This is a genomic window from Ornithinibacter sp. (assembly GCF_035443565.1).
In the GTDB taxonomy this organism is placed as follows: domain Bacteria; phylum Actinomycetota; class Actinomycetes; order Actinomycetales; family Dermatophilaceae; genus Fodinibacter.
This window is the reverse complement of the sequence record NZ_DAORSO010000282.1, coordinates 1-1,935: the sequence shown is the minus strand read 5'-3', so window position 1 is coordinate 1,935 and position 1,935 is coordinate 1. Positions and strand designations below refer to the sequence as shown.

1 protein-coding gene and 1 pseudogene are annotated in these 1,935 nt (G+C 70.7%); one reads left to right on the top strand and one right to left on the bottom strand.

Annotated elements, in window-relative coordinates; all coding sequences use genetic code 11:
* Window positions 1–598 (bottom strand): annotated as a pseudogene (locus PLL68_RS14480) (preprotein translocase subunit SecA); the annotation flags it as partial.
* 175 nt (window positions 599–773) lie between these two features.
* On the opposite strand from PLL68_RS14480, the gene PLL68_RS14475 reads away from it, so the two are divergent.
* On the top strand, window positions 774–1,913 hold the full coding sequence (locus tag PLL68_RS14475) for a GNAT family N-acetyltransferase (protein WP_324535286.1): 1,140 nt from the start codon (window positions 774–776) through the stop codon (window positions 1,911–1,913).
* Window positions 1,914–1,935: the final 22 nt, after the last annotated feature.

Sequence of the window (1,935 nt, the reverse complement as noted above, 5' to 3'; positions counted from 1 at the left end):
CGCGCTGCACGAGCTCGTCGACCGACCAGGCCATGTTGTCGCGCAGGTAGTCGAACCCGAACTCGTTGTTCGTGCCGTAGGTGATGTCCTTGGCGTACTCGGCGCGCCGCTGCTCGGGCGTCATCGACGCGAGGATGCAGCCGGTCTCGAGGCCGAGGAAGCGGTGCACGCGCCCCATGAGCTCGGACTGGTACTCCGCGAGGTAGTCGTTGACGGTGATGACGTGCACGCCCTTGCCGGTCAGGGCGTTGAGGTAGGACGGCAGGGTCGCGACGAGCGTCTTGCCCTCACCGGTGCGCATCTCGGCGACGTTGCCCATGTGCAGCGCCGCGCCACCCATGATCTGCACGTCGAAGTGCCGCTTGCCGAGCGTGCGCTTGCTGGCCTCGCGCACCGCGGCGAACGCCTCGGGCAGGATGTCGTCGAGGGTCTCACCGTCAGCGAGGCGCTTCTTGAAGACGTCCGTCTCGGCCCGCAGCTCGGCGTCGGTCAGCTTCTCGAAGTCCTCCTCGATCGCGTTGACCTGGGCCGCGAGGTTGTCGAGCTTCTTGAGGATGCGGCCTTCACCGGCGCGCAACAGCTTCTCGACGATCTTCACGGCAGGGGACTCCTCAGGCAGCGGACGTGCGGCAGTGACCACCACGGGGTGGACCTGCCTAGGGTAGTCGAGCAGGCGGACGGCCGCCGGACCCGTGTCCGACTCACCGGTCAGGCCAACGACGCAGCACAAAATGCGGTTCCCCGGGGAGGAGTCGGATGGTTGGGTGGGGGGCATGACGAGGATGCCGTTCCCCGGGTGCGTGCCCGAGCTCACCGATGGTGTGGTGCGCCTTCGCGCCCACCGCCCCGACGATGCCGAGGCCATCGTCGAGCAGTCCATCGACCCCGAGAGCGTCCGGTGGACCACCGTTCCGCGCCCCTATGCGTTGGAGCAGGCCCGCGAGTTCCTCGCGATCATCGAGTCCGGCTGGATGGCCGAGGACGGCAACCGGCTCTGGGCGATCTCGGATGCCGCGGACCCGCAGGCGCGCTTTCTCGGCACCATCGACGTGCGCCCCATCGCGGGGGGCGCGGCCAGCATCGGCTACGGGCTGCACCCCGACGGGCGGGGCCAGGGCCTGATGGCCGGTGCCCTGCGCCTGGTCTGCCGGTGGTGGTTCGAGCAGGGCGGGGTCCGGATGCACTGGGAGGCCGAGCGCGGCAACTTCGCGTCGTGGCGGGTGGCGTGGGCGTGCGGTTTCACCCACCACGGCACCACCCCCCAGGCCTCGGTCGACCCTGCGGGCGGCACCGCGATCGACATGTGGCGGGGCAGCCTGGGCGCCGACGACGTCATGGACCCCCGGACCCCGTGGGCCGACCCACCGCTGCTCACCGCCGACGGGGGCAACGGCATCCTGCTGCGCCCGTGGAGCGATGACGACGTCACCCACCTCGAGGGCCGCGACCAGCCGGCGCACTACATGCCTGCGCGGGGCGTGCTCGACGCCGACACCTTTCCCGAGTGGCTGCTCGTGCGACGCGAGCGGATGTCGCTCGGCGTGGCCCAGAGCTGGTGCATCGCCGACGCCGAGTCGGATGCCGCACTGGGTGAGGTGCTCGTGTTCGTCACCGAGGGCACCCTCGAGGACGACACCGCCGAGCTGGGCTACCAGGTGCTGCCCAGTGCACGCGGTCGCGGGGTCGCGACCGCTGCCGCGCAGGCGGTGGTCGAGCACGCGTTCACGCCCCGGAGCGATGGCGGGCTCGGCATGCGCCGGCTCGTGGCCCAGACCGCCGAGGACAACGTGGCCAGCAACGCCGTGCTCGACCGGTTGGGGTTCACCATCTGGGGGCGCGAGACCGCTGCCGACGTGCTGCCCGGCGGAAAGGCCGTCGACGCCCTTCACTGGGAACTGCTCCGCTCCCCCTGACCCGCGTACCTCCGGTGACCTA

Bases quoted from the DNA above. Each gene is read 5' to 3' on its own strand.
- PLL68_RS14475 (WP_324535286.1), top strand. From the start codon at position 774: ATGACGAGGATGCCGTTCCCCGGGTGCGTGCCCGAGCTCACCGATGGT.